Here is a 19,083-nt window from a genome sequence, read left to right as displayed (position 1 = left end):
CGTCAGAAAAATGTCTTGGCGGCGGCTTCGGCATAGGTGCCGATCGGTCCGCCGATCAGCACATAGAACAGCACGAAGGCGCCGCAGACGCCGAGCACGACACGCAATTCGCTGGCCATCGGCACGAAGCCGCCGACCGGTTCGTCGAACCACATGATCTTGATGATGCGCAGATAGTAATAGGCGCCCACCACCGACGCCAGCACGCCGATGATCGCCAGCGCGTAGAGGTTGGCGTTGATGGCGGCGAGGAAGACGTACCACTTCCCCCAGAAGCCGGCGAGCGGCGGAATGCCGGCCAGCGAGAACATCAGGATGGTGAGGATGGTCGCCATGATCGGGTTGGTCGAGGAGAGCCCGGCCAGGTCGCTGATCTGCTCGACATTGCCCTCCTTGCGCCGCATGGCGAGGATGAAGGCGAAGGTGCCGAGCGTCATCACCAGATAGATCAGCATATAGATGGCGACACCGCGCACGCCGGCCTGGCTGTTGGCGGCAAGGCCGACCAGCGCGTAGCCCATATGGCCGATCGAGGAATAGGCCATCAGGCGCTTGATGTTGGTCTGGCCGATGGCGGCAAAGGCGCCGAGCGCCATCGAGGCGATCGAGATGAAGACGATGATCTGCTGCCAGTCGGCGGCGATCGGCTTGAACGCGCCCATGGTGACGCGCACGATCAATGCCATCGCCGCCATCTTGGGAGCCGCCGCCAGGAAGGCCGTCACCGGCGTCGGTGCGCCTTCATAGACGTCGGGCGTCCACATATGGAACGGCACCGCCGAGATCTTGAAGGCGAGGCCGGCCAGCACGAAGACCAGGCCGAAAACAAGGCCGAGCTGCCGCCCGCCGCTGCCGAGCGCCGAGGCAATTTCCTGGAAGCCGGTGTTGCCGGTGTAGCCGTAGACCAGGCTGATGCCGTAGAGCAGCATGCCCGACGACAGCGCGCCGAGGACGAAGTATTTCAGCCCCGCCTCGGTCGAACGCAGATTGTCGCGGTTGATCGCCGCCAGCACGTAGATCGCCAACGACTGAAGTTCGAGGCCGAGATAGAGCCCGATCATGCCGTTGGCCGAGATCATCAGCATCATGCCGAGCGTACACAGCAGGATGAGCACCGGATATTCGAACTTGTCGAAACGCTCCGCCTTGGCAAAGCGCATCGACATGACGAGCGTCACAGCCGAGCCGACCAGCGCCAGCACCTTCATGAAACGGGAGAAGGGATCCTGGATGAAGGCGTTGCCATAGGCGTTGCCCTGCCCGGTGGAAAGGATCAGCCAGGCGCCGGCGATTACCAGCACCGCGACGGCAAGCCCGGTCACGGTATTGGCGGTGTTGGCGCGCGAATAGGCTCCGACCATCAGCAGCGCGAGCGCGCCGAAGGCAAGGATCAGCTCGGGCGTCGAGAGCGACAGGCTGGAGAGAAGGTCCGGCGTCATGGTTCGCAAAACCCCTGGGTCAGTTCGCCGCCGCGGTCTGCGCGGCGCCGATGGATGCGGTGACATTGGTGACGAGCGATTTGACCGACTGGGCCGTCGCGTCGAAGACGGGAGCGGGATAAACGCCGAAGAAGATGACCAGCGCGACCAGCGGGTAGATGATCACCTTCTCGCGCAGCGACAGGTCGAGCAGCCCTTTCAGGCTGTCCTTGGTCAGCGCGCCGAAGATCACCCTGCGGTAGAGCCAGAGCGCGTAGGCGGCCGACAGGATGACGCCGGTGGCGGCGAAGAACGCCACCCAGGTGTTGACCCGGAAGACGCCGAGCATGGTCAGGAACTCGCCGACGAAGCCACTGGTGCCGGGCAGGCCGACATTGGCCATGGTGAAGACCATGAACACGGTGGCATATTTCGGCATGTTGTTGACCAGGCCGCCATAGGCAGCGATCTCACGCGTGTGCATGCGGTCGTAGATGACGCCGACGCACAGGAACAGCGCGCCCGAGACGAGGCCGTGGCTGAGCATCTGGAAGATCGCGCCCTGCACACCTTCCTGGTTCATGGCGAAGATGCCCATGGTGACGAAGCCCATATGGGCGACCGAGGAATAGGCGATCAGCTTCTTCATGTCCTCCTGCATCAGCGCCACCAGCGAGGTGTAGATGATGGCGACGACCGACAGCGTGAAGACCAGCGGCGCGAACATCTCCGACGCCAGCGGGAACATCGGCAGCGAGAAGCGAAGGAAGCCGTATCCGCCCATCTTGAGCAGGATTGCGGCCAGGATCACCGAACCCGCCGTCGGCGCCTCGACGTGCGCGTCGGGCAGCCAGGTGTGCACCGGCCACATCGGCATCTTCACCGCGAAGGAGGCGAAGAAGGCGAGCCACAGCCAGGTCTGCATGTTGGCCGGGAAGCTGTGCGTCAGAAGCGTCGGTATGTCGGTCGTGCCGGACTGGAAGAACATCGCCATGATGGCGAGCAGCATCAGCACCGAACCGGCGAGCGTATAGAGGAAAAACTTGAACGAGGCATACACGCGCCGCTTGCCGCCCCACACGCCGATGATGATGAACATCGGGATCAGGCCGGCTTCGAAGAAGACGTAGAACAGCACGATATCCAGCGCGCAGAACACGCCGATCATCAGCGTCTCGAGCAGCAGGAAGGCGATCATGTAGGCCTTGACGCGCTTGTCGATCGCTTCCCACGACGCCAGGATGCAGAGCGGCATCAGGAACGTCGTCAGGATGACGAACAGCATGGAAATGCCGTCGACGCCCATATGGTAGGAAATGCCGGAGTCGAGCCAGGCGAGTTTTTCGACGAACTGGAAGCCGGCCTGCGAATTGTCAAAGCCGGTCCAGATGAACAGCGAGACGATGAAGGTGAACGTCGTCGTCAACAGCGCGATGGCGCGGATGTTGCGGCGCGCGTTTTCGCTGTCATCCCTGATGAACAGTATCAGCAGCGCACCAACCAGCGGCAGGAAGGTGACCAGCGAGAGGATTGGCCAGGCGGTCATCAGAGCATCATCCAGGTGACGAGTGCGGCAACGCCGATCAGCATGGCGAAGGCATAATGGTAGAGGTAGCCGGTCTGCAGCTTGACGACGCGGTTGGTGACATCGACGACGCGCGCCGAAATGCCATCCGGCCCGAGACCGTCGATGACGGTGCCGTCACCGGTCTTCCACAGGAAATGGCCGAGACGCTTGGCGGGCCGCACGAACAGGAAGTCGTAGAGCTCGTCGAAATACCACTTGTTGAGCAGGAAAGCATAGAGCAAGCGATGGTTCGCGGCGACGCTCGGGGGCAATTCCGGTGAGCGGATGTAGAACTTCCAGGCCACCGCGAAGCCGATCAGCATCGCGATGAAGGGCGACAGTTCGACCCACAGCGGCAGTTCGTGGATTTCGTGCAGGATGTGATTGTCCGGCAGCGTGAACAGCGACGCCTTCCAGAACTCGGCATAGCCTTCGCCGATGAAGGAATTGTGGAAGATGATGCCGGCGAACAGCGCTCCGGCGGCCAGCACGAACAGCGGCACCAGCATCACCGGCGGCGATTCATGCACATGGTGCATCACCTCATGGCTCGCCCGCGGCTTGCCGTGGAAGGTCATGAAGATCAGCCGCCAGGAGTAGAAGGAGGTGAAGCAGGCGGCGATGACCAGCAGCACGAAGGCGAGGCCGGCAACCGAATTGTGGCTGGCAAAGGCGCTTTCGATGATGGCGTCCTTGGAGAAGAAGCCTGCGGTGCCGATGACAGTCACGGGAATGCCAACGCCGGTCAGCGCCAGCGTGCCGATCACCATCATCCAGTAGGTGCTCGGGATCAGCTTTCTGAGGCCGCCCATCTTGCGCATGTCCTGCTCGTCGGAGACGGCATGGATGACCGAGCCCGAGCCGAGGAACAGCAGCGCCTTGAAGAAGGCATGCGTGAACAGATGGAAGATCGCCGCGCCATAGGCGCCGACGCCGAGCGCCACGAACATGTAGCCGAGCTGCGAGCAGGTCGAATAGGCGATGACGCGCTTGATGTCGTTCTGGACGAGGCCGACGGTCGCCGCGAAGAAGGCGGTGAAGGCGCCGATGAAGGTCACCACGGTCAGCGCCGAATGCGACAATTCGAACAGCGGCGACAGCCGCGCCAGCATGAACACGCCCGCCGTCACCATGGTGGCGGCATGGATGAGCGCTGAGACCGGCGTCGGGCCTTCCATGGCGTCCGGCAGCCAGGTGTGCAGCGGCACCTGCGCCGACTTGCCCATGGCGCCCATGAACAGCAGCAGGCAGACGACGGTCATGGCCGCCTGCTTGTCCAGCGCATGGCCGAGGAAGGTCAGCACGGCAGCACCTTGCGGCGCGCCTTCGGCCGGAACGAACGTCGCCGCATTGGCGAAGATGGTGCCGAGATTGACCGAGCCGAACAGCACGAACACGCCGAAAATGCCGAGCGCGAAGCCGAAATCGCCGACGCGGTTCACGACGAAGGCCTTGATAGCCGCGGCATTGGCCGACGGCTTCTTGTACCAGAAGCCGATCAGCAGGTAGGAGGCGAGACCGACGCCTTCCCAGCCGAAGAACATCTGCACGAGGTTGTCGGCGGTCACAAGCATCAGCATGGCGAAAGTGAAGAGCGACAGATAGGCGAAGAAGCGCGGCCGGTTCGGATCGTGATGCATGTAGCCGATCGAATAGATATGGACCAGCGCCGACACGGTGTTGACCACCACCAGCATCACCACCGTCAGCGTGTCGATGCGCAGCGCCCAGGACGCTTCGAGCCCGCCCGACTGGATCCAGCGCAGCACCGGCACGGTGAACACCTCGCCGTGGCCGAAGCCGACGGTGAAGAAGGCGACCCACGACAGTATCGCGGCGATCACCAGGAAGCCTGAGGTGATGTATTCGGACGCCTTGGCGCCGAGCGACGTGCCGAACAGGCCGACGATCAGGAAGCCGAGCAGGGGAAGGAAGACGATGGCCTGATACATGGTGGTTCCGTCAACCCTTCATCATGTTCACGTCTTCGACCGCGATCGAGCCGCGGTTGCGGAAGAAGACGACGAGAATGGCAAGTCCGATTGCCGCTTCAGCCGCCGCGACCGTCAGCACGAACAGCGCGAACACCTGGCCGACCAGATCACCGAGCGCCGCCGAAAAAGCGACGAAGTTGATGTTGACCGCAAGCAGGATCAGCTCGACCGACATCAGGATGACGATGACGTTCTTGCGGTTCAGGAAGATGCCGAACACGCCGAGCGTGAACAGAACAGCCGATACGGTCAGATAATGTGCGATACCGACGACCATCTCAGACTCCTTCGCCCGACTTGACCTTGCGGATTTCCATGCCGGTGGCTGGCGTGCGACCGACCTGGGCTGCGATCGACTGCCGCTTGATCCCTTCCTTGTGGCGCAGCGTCAGCACGATGGCGCCGATCATGGCAACCAGCAGGATGAGGCCCGAAATCTGGAAGTAGTAGAGGTAGTCGGTATAGAGGATGTCGCCGAGCGCGGCCGTGTTCGAGCGCGTGGCGAGATCGGGAATGGGCTTCGACACCGTCGCGGCCAGCTTCGGCGCGAATGTGTAGCCGCCGAGCACGACAATCAGCTCCGCCGCCAAGATCAGCCCGACCAGCGCGCCGATCGGCGCGTATTGCAGCGCACCCTCTTTCATTTCAGCGAAGTCGACGTCGAGCATCATGACGACGAACAGGAACAGCACCATGACGGCGCCGACATAGACCACGAGCAGGATCATCGCCAGGAACTCGGCGCCGGTCAGCATGAACAGGCCGGCGGCGTTGAAGAAGGTCAGGATCAGGAACAGCACCGAATGCACGGGGTTGCGCGATGAAATGACCATGAACGCCGACGCCACGGCGACAAAGGCGAAGAGGTAGAAAAAGGCCGCCTCTAGTCCACTCAGCATTGGGGTTCCCCCGGGTTCCTATCCCAAACAGGACGTTCGTCCTGTTTGATTTTTGCGACCGCTTCCGGCCGGCAAGTTTCGTTGTGTCCTTAGACGAGGGCCCTCGCCTCGTCCATGCGTCAAATATCAGCGGTACGGCGCATCCAATGAGATGTTGCGCGCGAGTTCGCGCTCCCACCGGTCGCCATTCGCCAGCAGCTTGTCCTTGTCGTAGTAGAGCTCCTCGCGCGTTTCCGTCGCGAATTCGAAATTCGGCCCCTCGACGATGGCGTCGACCGGGCAGGCTTCCTGGCAGAAGCCGCAGTAGATGCACTTCACCATGTCGATGTCGTAGCGCACCGTGCGGCGCGTGCCGTCATTGCGGCGCGGGCCGGCCTCGATGGTGATGGCCTGCGCCGGGCAAATCGCCTCGCACAATTTGCAGGCGATGCAGCGTTCCTCGCCATTGGGATAGCGGCGCAGCGCATGCTCGCCCCGGAAGCGCGGGCTGACCGGCCCCTTCTCGTGCGGGTAGTTGATCGTCTCCTTCGGCGCGAAGAACTGGCGCATGGACAGGAAGAACGCGCTGACGAAATCTTGCAGCAGCAGCGATTTTGCGGCCTGGGACAAAGCGGACATCACGCAAACCCCGTGATCTTGAGGAAGGCTGCGGTGGCGACCACCATGAACAGCGAGATCGGCAGGAACACTTTCCAGCCCAGCCGCATCAGCTGGTCGTAGCGATAGCGCGGCACGAAGGCCTTCACCATCGAGATGCCGAAGAACACGAAGCAGACCTTCAGCACGAACCAGATGACCCCGGGCACCCAGGTGAAGGGCGCGAAGTCGAAGGGTGGCAGCCAGCCGCCGAGGAACAGGACGGTGGCCAGCGCGCACATCAGGACGATGGCGACATATTCGCCGAGGAAGAACAGCAGGAACGGCGTCGACGAATATTCGACCATGTGGCCGGCGACCAGCTCCGATTCGGCTTCGACCAGGTCGAAAGGCGGCCGGTTCGTCTCGGCCAGCGCCGAGATGAAGAAGATGATGAACATCGGAAACAGCGCCAGCCAGTTCCAGTCGAGGAAGGTGTTGGGCAGGCCAAGCCTGGTGCCAAGCCCACCCTGCTGCGACAGCACGATATCGCTGAGGTTGAGCGAGCCGGCGGTGAGCAGCACGGTGACGATGACGAAGCCGATCGAGACTTCGTAGGACACCATCTGCGCCGCCGAACGCAGCGCGCCGAGGAACGGGTATTTCGAGTTGGACGCCCAGCCGCCCATGATCACGCCGTAGACCTCGAGCGAGGAGATGGCGAAGACATAGAGGACGCCGACATTGACGTTGGCGATCGCCCAGCCCTGGCTGACCGGAATGACCGCCCAGGCCGAGATCGCCAGCACCGCCGACACCAGCGGCGCCAGAAGGAACACGCCCTTGTTGGCGCCGGACGGGATGACCGGCTCCTTGAAGACGAATTTCAACAGGTCGGCAAAGGCCTGCAGCGTGCCCCAGGGGCCGACGACGTTCGGACCGCGGCGCAGTTGCACCGCCGCCCAGATCTTGCGGTCGGCGTAGAGGATGTAGGCCACGAAGATCAGCAGCACCACGATCAGCACGACCGACTTCAGAAGGATCAGCAGTGCCGGCAGCACGTAGAAGGAGAAGAAGGTGTCCATGCTTATTCCGCCGCCTGCTTGAAGCCGCTCTTGGCCAGTGCCGAGCATTCCGCCATCACGGCCGATGCCCGCGCGATCGGGTTGGTCAGGTAGAAATCCTTGACCGGCGAGGTGAAGGTGCCCTTGTTCAGCCGCCCGCCGAGCTTCGCCACGCCGCCGATGTCCTCGGCATTGCCGGCCGCGACCTGATCGATGCGGGCCAGATGCGGGTACTCGCCATAGAGTTTGGCGCGCAGCTGCGGCAGCGAATCGAACGGCAGTTTCTTGCCCAGCACATCGGACAGGGCCCTGAGGATCGCCCAGTCCTCGCGCGCATCGCCAGGCGCGAAGCCGGCGCGGTTGGTCTGCTGCACACGCCCTTCGGTGTTGACGTAGGTGCCCGACTTTTCCGTGTAGGCAGCCGCCGGCAGGATGACATTGGCGCGGTGCGCGCCGTGGTCGCCATGGGTGCCGATATAGACGACGAAGGCGCCGCCGGTCTTGCCCATGTCGATCTCGTCGGCGCCGAGCAGGAACAGCACGTCCGTTTCGCCCAGCATGCCGGCGACGTCCTTGCCGCCCTCACCCGGGACGAAACCGAGATCGAGGCCGCCGACGCGCGCCGCCGCATTGTGCAGCACGGCAAAGCCGTTCCAGTCGGCGCGAGCGGCATTGACGGCAGCGGCGAGCTTCGCCGCCTGGCCGAGCACGGCCGCGCCGTCGGCCCGCGCCAGCGCGCCCTGGCCGATAATGATCAGCGGATGCGTCGCCTTCTTCAGCGTCTGGAAGAACTTGCCATTGCCGTCGGCCAGATCCTTCAACGAATCCGGCCCGGCACCGAGCAATTCATACTCGTAGCGCGTGTCGCCGATATCGCCGATGACGCCGACCGGCAGATTGCCGACCCGCCAGCGCTTGCGGACGCGCGCATTGAGCACCGAGGCCTCGAAGCGCGGATTGGCGCCGATGATCAGCACCGCGTCGGCCTGCTCGATGCCTTCGATGGTCGGGTTGAAAATGTAGCTGGCACGTCCGAGCGCCGGATCAAGCGCGGCGCCATCCTGGCGGCAGTCGACATTCTTGGAACCCAGCGAAGCCATCAGCAGCTTCAGCGCGTAGATTTCCTCGACGGCAGCGAGATCGCCCGCAATGGCGCCGATCTTCTCGGGCGTCGTCTTCGACACCGCGTCCTTGATCGTCGCGAAGGCTTCGGCCCAGCTTGCCGCAACCAGTCTGCCATCCTTGCGCACATAGGGGCGGTCGAGGCGCTGCGTGCGCAATCCGTCCCAGATGAAGCGGGTCTTGTCGGAAATCCACTCCTCGTTCACCTGCTCGTTGACGCGCGGCAGGATACGCATCACTTCACGGCCACGGCTGTCGATACGGATCGCCGAGCCGACCGCATCCATCACGTCGATGGATTCGGTCTTGGTCAGTTCCCAGGGCCGCGCCTGGAAGGCGAAGGGCTTGGAGGTCAGCGCACCGACCGGGCACAGATCGATGACATTGCCCTGCAGTTCCGAGGTCATCGCCTGTTCGAGATAGGTGGTGATCTCGGCGTCCTCGCCGCGGCCGATCAGGCCGAGTTCGGAAATGCCGGCGACTTCCGTGGTGAAGCGGACGCAGCGCGTGCAATGGATGCAGCGGTTCATCACCGTCTTGACCAGCGGCCCGATATACTTGTCTTCGACCGCCCGCTTGTTCTCATGATAGCGCGAGGAATCGACGCCGAAGGCCATGGCCTGGTCCTGCAGGTCGCACTCGCCGCCCTGGTCGCAGATCGGGCAATCCAGCGGATGGTTGATCAGCAGGAACTCCATCACGCCTTCCCGGGCCTTCTTGACCATCGGCGTGTTGGTGAAGATTTCCGGCGGCTCGCCATTGGGGCCGGGGCGCAAATCGCGCACGCCCATGGCGCAGGACGCCTGCGGTTTGGGCGGCCCGCCCTTCACCTCGATCAGGCACATGCGGCAATTGCCGGCGATCGACAGCCGCTCATGGAAGCAGAAGCGCGGCACTTCCGCGCCCGCGTCTTCCGCCGCCTGCAGCAGCGTGTAGTGGTCGGGTACAGTGATCTCTTTCCCGTCGACCTTGAGCTTTGCCATTCGCTTCAAACCCCTGCGGATTTCCCGCAATCTCATTTCCCGGGCGCGACAGACGCGGCGCCCGGCATTGCATTCACTTCTTCGCGGCCAGCACAGCCGCCTGCGCAGTCCAGTCGTCACGGCCGATTCGGCCGTTGAACGACAGATAGTCGTCGACCCAGGCGATCTCCTGCGGCGACCAGACGGCGATCTGGGCATAGGTCCAGATGCCGAGCCCGTTCAGCACCTTTTCCAGCTTCGGGCCGATGCCCGATATCGCCTTGAGGTCGGACGGTTTCGCCGGCTTGTCGATCGCCTTGGGCTGCCTGAAATCCTCGGGCAGCAGCACATCCGCGGTCTCGCCGGCCGCCGGAGCGACATTCACCGCCGGCGCCGTGGTCGCGGCTTCCTTGGCGGCGATGTCGGTGACCTCCTGCGCGAAGGACTGCGCCTCGGCAATCATGGTCTTGGCCGTCGCCCGCGCCCTGACGGACGACGAACTCGCGTCCTCGAATTGCTCGACGCGTGCCTCGAAATCCTCGATCAGCGGCTGCATGAGGCGCTGTGATGCCTCGGCGGCGCCCGAAAGCGCGCCCAGCCAGACGCCGAACGCATGATTGGCAAACCCAATGCCAAGCGCCGACATCGCCGCCGCGCCCGCGACAGGGTGCACGAAAAGGTTGATGGCGCTGGCCATCTCCTTCGGCATCATCCTGGTCAGGTCCTGGTTCATCTTCTCGATCTGGTCCAAATTGGGCATCAATGGGTAGGGTGTCGAATAGGGCGCCATAGAGTTCTCCCGGTCGTTTCTTCGTTCGCCCCGCCCCGTTATTCCAGCATTCAAAAATCTACTATTCCGCCGCCACCATCACCGGTTCGGCCCGATGCGCGTTGCGCGAAAACTCGTCGATACGCCGCTCCACCTCGCCGCGGAAGTGCCGCATCAGGCCCTGGATCGGCCATGCCGCCGCGTCGCCCAGCGCGCAGATCGTGTGGCCCTCTACCTGCTTGGTGACGTCGAGCAGCATGTCGATCTCGCGCTTCTGCGCCTCGCCGCGCACCAGCCGCTCCATCACCCGCCACATCCAGCCGGTGCCTTCGCGGCACGGCGTGCACTGGCCGCAACTCTCATGCTTGTAGAAGTAGGACAGCCGCGCGATCGCCTTCACGATATCGGTCGACTTGTCCATGACGATGACGGCGGCCGTGCCCAGGCCGGATTTGAGGTCGCGCAGCGCGTCGAAATCCATCGGCGTGTCGATGATCTGCTCGGCCGGCACCAGCGGCACCGAGGCGCCGCCGGGAATGACCGCCAGCAGATTGTCCCAGCCGCCGCGAATGCCGCCGCAATGCGTCTCGATCAGCTCGCGGAACGGGATCGACATCGCCTCCTCGACGGTGCACGGATTGTTGACGTGGCCGGAGACGCAGAACAGCTTGGTGCCGACATTGTTGGGCCGGCCGAAGGACGAGAACCAGGCAGCCCCACGGCGCAGGATGGTTGGCGCCACCGCGATCGATTCGACATTGTTGACCGTGGTCGGGCAGCCATAGAGGCCGACATTGGCCGGGAATGGCGGCTTCAGCCTGGGCTGGCCCTTCTTGCCCTCAAGACTTTCGAGCAACGCGGTCTCTTCACCGCAGATATAGGCGCCGGCGCCGTGATGCATGTAGACGTCGAAATCATAGCCGGACGTGTTGCCCTTGCCGATCAGCTTGGCCTCATAGGCCTCGTCGATGGCGCGCTGCAGCGCCTCGCGCTCCCTGATGAACTCGCCGCGCACATAGATGTAGGCGGCGATCGCGCCCATGGCGAAGCCGGCGAGTAGCGCTCCTTCGACCAGCGTGTGCGGATCGTTGCGCAGGATGTCGCGGTCCTTGCAGGTGCCAGGCTCGGATTCATCGGCGTTGATGACGAGGTAGCTTGGCCGGCCGTCGCTCTGCTTAGGCATGAACGACCATTTGAGGCCCGTCGGGAAGCCGGCGCCGCCGCGACCGCGCAGGCCGGACGCCTTCATCTCGTTGACGATCCATTCGCGGCCCTTGGCGACGATGCCGGGCGTGTTGTCCCAGGCGCCGCGCGCCATCGCGCCGGCCAGTGACTTGTCGAAGAGGCCGTAAATGTTGGTGAAGATGCGGTCTTTATCCTGAAGCATTTTTCGTCCCTCAGACCGGCTTCTTGCCGAAGACGCGGATGTATTCGGCGACGCCGCCCTTGGCGAGCGCCTTAGCCTGCTTGACCCAGTCGTCGCGCTCGATACGGCCCTGGAAAGAGAGATAGCCGTCGACCCACTCGCGCTCGGCCTTCTTCCAGGAAGCGACCTGCGCGAACGTGAAGATGCCCAGCGTATGCAGGACGCCCTCGATCTTCGGGCCGACGCCGGAGATCAGCTTGAGATCGTCCACCGCGGTCGGCCTGTCGATCCCGGCCGGGCGGTTCTTGTCTTCCAGCGACGGTTTCGCCGACTTGGCGGCCGGCGCCTTGGCTTCCGGCGCCTTGAAGGCAGCGGCCGGTTCGGCCTTGGATTTGGGCCCATTGCGCTGCTTGGAGACCTTCTCGACTTCCGGCGCAGCCCTGTTGGCATTGGCGGCTGAATGCAGCGGCGCCGAAACGCTCGCCGCCTTTTCCGCCGCCGGTGCCACCTTGTTCTTTGAGGGTGTCTTCAGCGCCGGGCTGGTCTCGAGCGCGTCGGTCTTCGGCTTGCTGGCTTTGGACGGCGCGACCGGAGCGGCAGCGGGCGCCGGAACGGGCGCGGCGATGATCGCGTCGGGTGCCGCCTTGGCGGCCTTGGCTGCTTCCCTGGCCTCGCGGTCGCGGGTCGACTTGAGGATCGCCTTTTCGCTTTTCAGCGTGGTCAGGCCGGAGGCCGGCTCCGAGCCGGTGCGGCCGTTCTGCGGTCCTGGTGCCACCGAAGCGCCCTTGCCCGCATCATAGAGATCGATGATTTCGGCCAGCCGTTCCGGGGTCAGATCCTCGAACGTATCCTTGAAGATCATCACCATCGGCGCGTTGACGCAGGCGCCGAGGCACTCGACCTCTTCCCACGACAAGGTGCCCTTGTCATTGGTGTGGAACTGGTCGTGATGGATTTTCGAGCGGCAGACATCCATCAGCGCTTCCGAGCCGCGCAGCATGCAGGGCGTGGTGCCGCAGACCTGGATGTGCGCGCGGGTGCCAACGGGATTGAGCTGGTACTGCGTGTAGAAGGTCGCGACCTCGAGCCCGCGAATCCTGGGCATGCCGAGCATGTCTGAAATCGTCTCGATCGCCGCCTTGGTGACCCAGCCTTCCTGCTCCTGCGCCAGCATCAGCAGCGGAATGATCGCCGACTGCTCGCGGCCCTTCGGGTACTTCTTGATCCATTGCTTTGCCGCTGCCGCGTTCGCCCGGTTGAAGGCGAAGGATGCTGGCTGGACGCTGGCTTCTGCGAGACGGCGGACTGACATTTAGCGATCGACCTCACCAAACACGATGTCGAGGGAGCCAAGAACGGCGGTGACGTCGGCCAGCATGTGGCCGCGGCAGAGGAAATCCATGGCCTGAAGATGCGCGAAACCGGGCGCGCGCAGCTTGCAACGGTACGGTTTGTTGGTGCCGTCGGAAACGAGATAGACGCCGAACTCGCCCTTCGGCGCCTCGACGGCCGCATAGACCTCGCCGGCCGGCACGCGATAGCCCTCGGTGTAGAGCTTGAAGTGGTGGATCAGCGCTTCCATCGAGCGCTTCATCGCCTGACGCTTGGGCGGCACGACCTTGCCGTCGAGGTTCGACACTGGGCCGGTGCTTTCTTTGCCGAGCAAGAGATCGACGCATTGCCGCATGATCCTGGCCGACTGGCGCATTTCTTCCATGCGCACGAGGTAACGGTCGTAGCAGTCGCCGTTCTTGCCGATCGGAATGTCGAAATCCATTTCCGAATAGCATTCGTAGGGCTGCGACTTGCGCAGGTCCCAGGCCGCGCCGGAACCACGCACCATGACGCCCGAAAAACCCCAGGCCCAGGCATCGGCCAGCGAAACAGTACCGATATCGACATTGCGCTGCTTGAAGATGCGGTTGCCGGTCAGCAGTTTGTCGAGGTCATCGATCGATTTCAGGAACGGGTCGATCCACTTGCCGATGTCCTCGACCAGCTGGCGTGGCAGGTCCTGGTGGACACCGCCGGGGCGGAAATAGGCGGCATGCATGCGCGAACCGCTGGCGCGCTCATAGAACACCATCAGCTTCTCGCGCTCGACGAAGCCCCATAGCGGCGGGGTCAGCGCGCCGACGTCCATCGCCTGCGTCGTCACATTGAGGATGTGCGACATGATGCGGCCGATCTCGCAGTAGAGCACGCGGATCAGTTGGCCGCGCTTCGGCACCTCGATGCCGAGCAGGCGCTCGGCGGCCAGCGCGAAGGCGTGCTCCTGGTTCATCGGCGCGCAATAGTCGAGCCGGTCGAGATAAGGGATGGCCTGCAGATAGGTTTTTGCCTCGATCAGCTTTTCCGTGCCGCGGTGCAGCAGCCCGATATGCGGATCGACGCGATCGACGACCTCGCCATCGAGCTCCAGCACAAGGCGCAAAACGCCATGCGCCGCAGGGTGTTGCGGGCCGAAGTTGATGTTGAAATTGCGGACGGAGGTTTCAGCCATTCTGGCGCCTCAATTCGTCTTGACTTTTTCATCGCCCGGCAGGACGTAATCCGTCCCTTCCCATGGCGAGAGAAAATCAAAATTGCGGAATTCCTGCTTGAGCTCGACCGGCTCGTAGATGACGCGCTTGGCTTCGTCGTCGTAACGCACTTCGACAAAACCGGTCAGCGGAAAATCCTTGCGCAGCGGATGGCCTTCGAAACCATAGTCGGTCAAAAGGCGGCGCAGGTCGGGATGGCCCGAGAACAGCACGCCATAGAGGTCGTAGGTCTCGCGCTCGAACCAGTCGGCACCGGGATAAACGCCGGTGATCGAGGGCACCATCGTCTCCTCGTCGGCCTGCACCTTGACGCGGATGCGCACATTCTGTTTCGGCGACAACAAGTGATAGATGACGTCGAAGCGCTTGGCCCGCGACGGATAGTCGGCGCCGCAGACATCGATGATCGAGATGAACTGGCAGCGCGCATCGTCGCGCAGGAAGGTCACGACTTCGATGAGGTCGCGCGGCTCGACATGGATGGTCAGCTCGCCATAGGCAAGCACCGCGTCATTGACGCGACCAATCAGCCTTTCGCCGAGATAGGTCGACAGTTCGCTAAGGGATGCGGCCATGGATTTACCGTTCGATCGTGCCGGTGCGGCGGATTTTCTTCTGCAGGAGAAGAATGCCGTAGAGCAAAGCTTCGGCGCTCGGCGGGCAGCCGGGCACATAGATGTCGACCGGCACGACGCGGTCGCAGCCGCGCACCACCGAATAGGAATAGTGGTAGTAGCCGCCGCCATTGGCGCAGGAGCCCATCGAGATGACGTAGCGCGGCTCGGGCATCTGGTCGTAGACCTTGCGCAGCGCCGGCGCCATCTTGTTGGTCAGCGTGCCGGCGACGATCATGATGTCGGACTGGCGCGGCGACGCGCGCGGCGCGACACCGAAGCGCTCCGAGTCATAGCGCGGCATCGAGGTGTGGATCATCTCGACTGCGCAGCATGCCAGACCGAAGGTCATGAACATCAGCGAGCCGCTGCGCGCCCAGGTGATCAGCGCCTCGGTCGAGGTGACCAGGAACCCCTTGTCGGCGAGCTCATTGTTGATTTCGAGGAAGAAGGGATCGTCCTCCCCCACCGGCCGACCGGTGTTGGGATCGATGATGCCCTTCGGCTTCGGCGCGACGAGGGTGCCTGAACTGTCGTTCAATCCCATTCCAGCGCTCCTTTTTTCCATTCATAGGCAAAGCCGATGGTCAGCACTGCCAAAAACACCATCATCGACCAGAAACCGAGCATGCCGATCTTCGAGAAGGACACGGCCCAGGGAAACAGGAAGGCCACCTCCAGATCGAAGATGATGAACAGGATCGACACCAGGTAGAAGCGGATGTCGAATTTCATGCGGGCATCGTCGAACGAGTTGAAACCGCACTCGTAGGCGGAAAGCTTTTCGGGATCGGGATTGCGGTAGGCCACCAGGAACGGTGCGGCCAGCAGCGCCAGGCCGACGACCAGCGCCACGCCGATGAACAGGACGATGGGCAGGTACGAACTGAGAAGTGCGTTCATGCAGCGGCTTTCCGTTGGCGCCAATCCACTTTGATTACAGCACCGGACCTTAATGCGGAAGCGTGACAGATTAACCGCTGAACCGTTTTAAGGGGCCTATGCTGCAACGCGGCGAGGGTTAGCGCAGCACTTCCAGCGAAGCAAGTCAAACCTTGTTCAAAACGCCGACCTGGACGGCATATCCGGAGAAACTGGTCCGATCCGCTCCTGTTTGATTTCCTTCTCTTTTTACTCCACTTTTCTCTCCTGACAGGGTTGCCGCAAAAACCCTGCTAGCATGGGCTGGAATCACCCCTCGGACCTCGGTCGAAACGCCCTTAGAGTGACAGCTGCATGAAGGAAAAGATCTCGCTTGCCGCGGCCCGGCGCATCGCTCTCGCCGCACAGGGATTTCTCGATCCCCGCCCAAATGGCACACCCGATCGCCGCCACTTTGCCCGTGTGCTCTCCCGCACCGGCCTGCTGCAGATCGATTCCGTCAGCGCGGTGGTGCGCGCGCATTACATGCCGCTCTATTCACGGCTCGGCCCCTATCCGCTCGCGCTGCTCGACAATGCCGCCGTGACTCGCAAGCGCACGGTCTTCGAATACTGGGCGCATGAGGCCTCGTTCCTGCCGGTCGAGACCTACCCGCTGATGCGCTGGCGCATGCAACGTGCCGAGCAGGGCGACGAGATGTATCTGGGCCTGGCCAAATGGGGCCGCGAGCATGCCGCCTACATAGAAGAGATCTACCGCGAGGTCGTCGCGCGCGGCCCGATCGCGGCTTCGGCGCTGGAAGGCCAGAAAGGTTCGGGCGGCTGGTGGGGCTGGAGCCACGCCAAGCATGCTTTCGAATGGCTGTTCTGGGCCGGCCGCATCACCACGGCGCACCGCCGCGGCTTCGAGCGCTTCTATGATCTGCCCGAGCGCGTGCTGCCGCAGGCGATCCTCGATCTGCCCGTGCCGCCAGCCGAGGACGCGCACCGCGAATTGCTGCGCATTTCCGCGCGCGCCCATGGGGTGGCGACATCGGGCGACCTGCGCGACTACTTCCGGCTGTCGCCGGCCGACATGAAAGGCCGGCTGGAGGAACTGGTCGAGTTGGGTGAACTGCTGCCGGTGCGCGTCGAAGGCTGGGACAAGCCGGCCTACCTTCATAAGGACGCCGGCCTGCCCCGGAAGATCGAGGCCCGCGCCCTGCTCGCGCCGTTCGACCCGGTCGTCTTCGAGCGCTCGCGCTCGGAGCGGCTGTTCGATTTCCACTACCGCATCGAGATCTATACGCCGGCCGAGAAGCGCCAATACGGCTACTACGTCCTGCCTTTCCTGCTCGGCGACAGGATCGTGGCGCGCGTCGACCTCAAGGCCGACCGGCCTGCCAGCGTCCTGCGCGTCCACGCCGCCTACGCCGAGCCCAAGGCACCGCCCGAGACCGCCGCGCAGCTCTCCGAGGAACTGAAGCAGATGCAAGGCTGGCTCGGCCTTGAACGCATGGAAGTGACGCCTGCCGGCGATTTGGGCCTGGCGCTTGCCGACATCGCCATGTCGTAGCCGTGCGTTGACACCGCTGCCTGCAAAAGCCTAAATCCGCTCCAGACGGTCCCTTGCCCGCAACGGCAGGGGCTAAGAGGGAATGCGGTGAGAGGTGAAAAATCTCAAATCCGCGGCTGTCCCCGCAACTGTAAGCGACGAGCCAAGGCCGAAAGCCACTGGGATGTTCCCGGGAAGGCGGCACCCAAGGCGATGACCCGCGAGCCAGGAGACCTGCCGTCTGCGACAAAAGAATCCGATCGCCCGGCGGGTTTCCGGGCAAGGAGCCCGGTTTTTTGGACCAGAACGGCAGTTTTTCGGCTGGCACAGAGGACAATTCGTCCGCCGACGGCGAAGCCTTGGCCGGCGTCACGGTGATCGTCTGCGCCTCGTGCCGCGACGAGACTGGCTCCGACGCCCATCCCCGCGCCGGCGAACTCTTGGCTGACGACACACGCCGCGCCGCATCTGATGGAAACATCCGCATCCACACGGTCGAATGTCTCGGCAATTGCAAGCGCCGGCTGAGCGCCGCGATCCTGCGCGACGGCTGCTGGAGCTACGTCTTCGGCGACCTGACCGTGACCAGCGGCGCCGACCTCGTCGCCGGCGCCAAACTCTTCGCCACCTCGACGGACGGCCTCATTCCATGGCGCGACCGGCCTGCTTCCCTCAAGCGCGGCCTCGTTGCCCGCATTCCTCCCCTCGACCTGTTGAAGGACTGATCATGAGCGCTTCCGTCACCCGCGTCCCCTGTACCGTCGTCACCGGCTTCCTCGGCGCCGGCAAGACGACGCTGGTCCGCCATCTCCTGGAGAACGCCGGCGGCAAGCGCATTGCGATCATCGTCAACGAGTTCGGCGACATCGGCATCGACGGCGAGATTTTGAAGGGCTGCGGCATCGACACCTGCCCGGAGGAAAACATCGTCGAACTGGCCAATGGCTGCATCTGCTGCACCGTGGCCGACGATTTCGTGCCGGCGCTCGACCAGATCCTGTCGCTGAACCCGAAGGTCGACCACATACTGATCGAGACCTCGGGCCTGGCTCTTCCCAAGCCGCTGGTCCAGGCGTTCCAGTGGCCAACAGTGAAGAGCCGCGTGACCGTCGACGGCGTGATCGCTGTGGTCGATGGTCCCGCACTTGCCGAAGGCCGTGTCGCCAACGACATGGACGCCTTGCAGGCGCAGCGTGCGCAAGATGACAGCCTCGATCATGACGACCCGGTCGAGGAACTGTTCGAGGACCAGATCGCCTGCGCCGACCTGATCATCCTGTCGAAAAGCGATCTGATGAACGCCGCCGGCTCGGCCCGCGCCAACGCCATCATCGGCGAACACTCCGCCCGTGCCGTGAAGATCGTGCCGACCTCGCATGGCAAGGTCGATCCCTCCGTGCTGCTCGGGCTCGGTCTCGCCGTCGAGGACGACATCGAGAACCGTAAGTCGCATCATGACGGCGCCTTCGACCACGAGCATGACGACTTCGACACCTTCATCGTCGACATTCCCTCGATCGCCAATCCGGACGAACTGGCACAGCGCGTGGCCGCCGCCGCCGAACAGGAAAACGTGCTGCGCGTGAAAGGCTTCGTCGAGGTCGGCGGCAAGCCGATGCGGCTCTTGCTGCAGGCGGTCGGCCCGCGCGTCAATCATTACTACGACCGCGCCTGGACCGCCGAGGACGACCGCCATTCGCGCCTGGTCGTCATCGGCCTCAAGGGGCTGAACCGCCCGGCAATCGAGCGTATACTCGCCGGCTGATTTCAGACA

18 protein-coding genes and 1 riboswitch are annotated in these 19,083 nt (G+C 63.4%); of the genes, 3 read left to right on the top strand and 15 right to left on the bottom strand.

The annotated features are described in order from the left end of the window. Positions 1-2 precede the first annotated feature (2 nt). The 15 genes from nuoN to CK226_RS02005 form a co-directional block, all read right to left on the bottom strand. Entirely contained in the window at positions 3-1,439 is a 1,437-nt protein-coding gene (gene nuoN / locus CK226_RS02075) for an NADH-quinone oxidoreductase subunit NuoN (RefSeq protein ID WP_095787378.1), read from the bottom strand. Between the two features lie 19 nt (positions 1,440-1,458). Then, positions 1,459-2,964, bottom strand: coding sequence for an NADH-quinone oxidoreductase subunit M (locus CK226_RS02070; RefSeq protein ID WP_095790881.1), 1,506 nt, complete (start codon positions 2,962-2,964; stop codon positions 1,459-1,461). Beyond that, the gene (gene nuoL, locus CK226_RS02065) at positions 2,964-4,937 is read right to left on the bottom strand and encodes an NADH-quinone oxidoreductase subunit L (protein WP_095790880.1); all 1,974 of its coding nucleotides are present in this window, start codon (positions 4,935-4,937) and stop codon (positions 2,964-2,966) included. The genes CK226_RS02070 and nuoL overlap by 1 nt, the downstream gene beginning before the upstream one ends. 10 nt (positions 4,938-4,947) lie before the next feature. Beyond that, positions 4,948-5,256 carry an NADH-quinone oxidoreductase subunit NuoK gene (gene nuoK / locus CK226_RS02060; protein ID WP_010910101.1) on the bottom strand — a complete coding sequence of 103 codons (309 nt, stop codon included), beginning with the start codon at positions 5,254-5,256 and terminating at the stop codon, positions 4,948-4,950. A gap of 1 nt (position 5,257) precedes the next feature. Further along, positions 5,258-5,878: an NADH-quinone oxidoreductase subunit J gene (locus CK226_RS02055; RefSeq protein ID WP_019858932.1), complete on the bottom strand. Its 621-nt coding sequence runs from the start codon at positions 5,876-5,878 to the stop codon at positions 5,258-5,260. Positions 5,879-6,004: 126 nt separating this feature from the next. Then, the gene (gene nuoI, locus CK226_RS02050; protein ID WP_032930717.1) at positions 6,005-6,496 is read right to left on the bottom strand and encodes an NADH-quinone oxidoreductase subunit NuoI; all 492 of its coding nucleotides are present in this window, start codon (positions 6,494-6,496) and stop codon (positions 6,005-6,007) included. After that, entirely contained in the window at positions 6,496-7,539 is a 1,044-nt protein-coding gene (nuoH, locus tag CK226_RS02045; RefSeq protein ID WP_095787376.1) for an NADH-quinone oxidoreductase subunit NuoH, read from the bottom strand. Before nuoH ends, nuoI begins: the two co-directional genes overlap by 1 nt. A 2-nt stretch (positions 7,540-7,541) precedes the next feature. Further along, entirely contained in the window at positions 7,542-9,623 is a 2,082-nt protein-coding gene (gene nuoG / locus CK226_RS02040; protein WP_095790879.1) for an NADH-quinone oxidoreductase subunit NuoG, read from the bottom strand. A gap of 73 nt (positions 9,624-9,696) precedes the next feature. Continuing rightward, on the bottom strand, positions 9,697-10,392 hold the full coding sequence (locus tag CK226_RS02035; RefSeq protein WP_095773022.1) for an NADH-ubiquinone dehydrogenase: 696 nt from the start codon (positions 10,390-10,392) through the stop codon (positions 9,697-9,699). Positions 10,393-10,453: 61 nt separating this feature from the next. Beyond that, positions 10,454-11,758 (bottom strand): NADH-quinone oxidoreductase subunit NuoF, encoded by a 1,305-nt coding sequence (gene nuoF, locus CK226_RS02030; protein ID WP_095773023.1) that lies wholly within the window; start codon positions 11,756-11,758, stop codon positions 10,454-10,456. A gap of 10 nt (positions 11,759-11,768) precedes the next feature. Next, positions 11,769-13,049 (bottom strand): NADH-quinone oxidoreductase subunit E, encoded by a 1,281-nt coding sequence (locus tag CK226_RS02025; RefSeq protein WP_095790878.1) that lies wholly within the window; start codon positions 13,047-13,049, stop codon positions 11,769-11,771. Continuing rightward, complete coding sequence (locus CK226_RS02020) at positions 13,050-14,240, bottom strand: NADH-quinone oxidoreductase subunit D (protein ID WP_095790877.1); 1,191 nt, start codon at positions 14,238-14,240, stop codon at positions 13,050-13,052. A gap of 9 nt (positions 14,241-14,249) precedes the next feature. Next, a complete protein-coding gene (locus tag CK226_RS02015) occupies positions 14,250-14,855 on the bottom strand; it encodes an NADH-quinone oxidoreductase subunit C (RefSeq protein WP_095790876.1) in 606 nt (201 codons plus the stop codon). A 4-nt stretch (positions 14,856-14,859) separates the two neighbouring features. Next, positions 14,860-15,441 (bottom strand): NADH-quinone oxidoreductase subunit B, encoded by a 582-nt coding sequence (locus tag CK226_RS02010; protein ID WP_015317338.1) that lies wholly within the window; start codon positions 15,439-15,441, stop codon positions 14,860-14,862. Continuing rightward, complete coding sequence (locus CK226_RS02005; RefSeq protein WP_010910112.1) at positions 15,432-15,797, bottom strand: NADH-quinone oxidoreductase subunit A; 366 nt, start codon at positions 15,795-15,797, stop codon at positions 15,432-15,434. The genes CK226_RS02010 and CK226_RS02005 overlap by 10 nt, the downstream gene beginning before the upstream one ends. 333 nt (positions 15,798-16,130) lie before the next feature. Here CK226_RS02005 and CK226_RS02000 point away from each other — a divergent pair, with 333 nt between their 5' ends. The 3 genes from CK226_RS02000 to cobW all read left to right on the top strand — a co-directional run bounded on the left by CK226_RS02000 (position 16,131) and on the right by cobW (position 19,074). After that, positions 16,131-17,330 carry a winged helix-turn-helix domain-containing protein gene (locus CK226_RS02000; protein WP_095790875.1) on the top strand — a complete coding sequence of 400 codons (1,200 nt, stop codon included), beginning with the start codon at positions 16,131-16,133 and terminating at the stop codon, positions 17,328-17,330. A 29-nt stretch (positions 17,331-17,359) separates the two neighbouring features. Beyond that, positions 17,360-17,566: riboswitch (cobalamin riboswitch) on the top strand. Positions 17,567-17,605: 39 nt separating this feature from the next. Then, entirely contained in the window at positions 17,606-18,034 is a 429-nt protein-coding gene (locus CK226_RS01995) for a DUF1636 family protein (RefSeq protein ID WP_095791065.1), read from the top strand. Between the two features lie 2 nt (positions 18,035-18,036). Continuing rightward, positions 18,037-19,074, top strand: coding sequence for a cobalamin biosynthesis protein CobW (gene cobW / locus CK226_RS01990; protein ID WP_095790874.1), 1,038 nt, complete (start codon positions 18,037-18,039; stop codon positions 19,072-19,074). Positions 19,075-19,083: the final 9 nt, after the last annotated feature.

The sequence above is a fragment of the Mesorhizobium sp. WSM4311 genome (genome assembly GCF_002295115.1).
Classification (GTDB): domain Bacteria; phylum Pseudomonadota; class Alphaproteobacteria; order Rhizobiales; family Rhizobiaceae; genus Mesorhizobium.
This window is presented reverse-complemented; position numbering and strand designations above follow the sequence as displayed.